This window comes from Mesorhizobium sp. M2C.T.Ca.TU.002.02.1.1 (assembly GCF_003997225.1).
Genome location: NZ_RZTO01001486.1, coordinates 1 through 521, shown reverse-complemented (window position 1 = coordinate 521; position 521 = coordinate 1). Strand labels below are relative to the sequence as shown.

At 67.2% G+C, this 521-nt stretch carries 1 protein-coding gene; it reads left to right on the top strand.

The window, feature by feature from the left end; all coding sequences use genetic code 11:
• Positions 1–521: aldolase/citrate lyase family protein (locus EOD07_RS36885; protein WP_127238536.1), on the top strand; the 521-nt coding region annotated here is incomplete at both ends.

Sequence of the window (521 nt, the reverse complement as noted above, 5' to 3'; positions counted from 1 at the left end):
GTGCGCATTCCGGTCGGGCGCTTCGACATGGCGAGCCGCGCGCTCGATTTCGGCGCCGAGGCGGTGATCGCGCCGATGGTTAACTCCGTGGCCGATGCGAGGCAGTTCGCCGCCGCGATGAAATATCCGCCGCTGGGCGAGCGCTCCTGGGGGCCGACCTATGCCTTCCCGCGTCACGGCAAGGGCGACCATGCCGAATGGCTGCGCGATACGAACCAGCGCACCATGGCTTTCGCCATGGTCGAGACGCGGGCGGCCCTCGAGGCGCTCGATGGCATTCTCGAGACACCCGGCATCGACGGCATCTTCGTCGGCCCGTCGGATTTCTCGATCGCCTGGTCGAACGGCGCCACCGTCAGCTCGACGCTGGAAAGCATGATGGAGACGGTCGCGTCGATCGCCGAGCGGACGCGCAAGGCCGGCAAGCATGCCGCGATCTATGTCATCGAACCGGCGATTGCCGGTCGCGTCGTGTCGATGGGCTTCCGGCTGCTCGCCATGGGCTCGGACCACACGCTGAT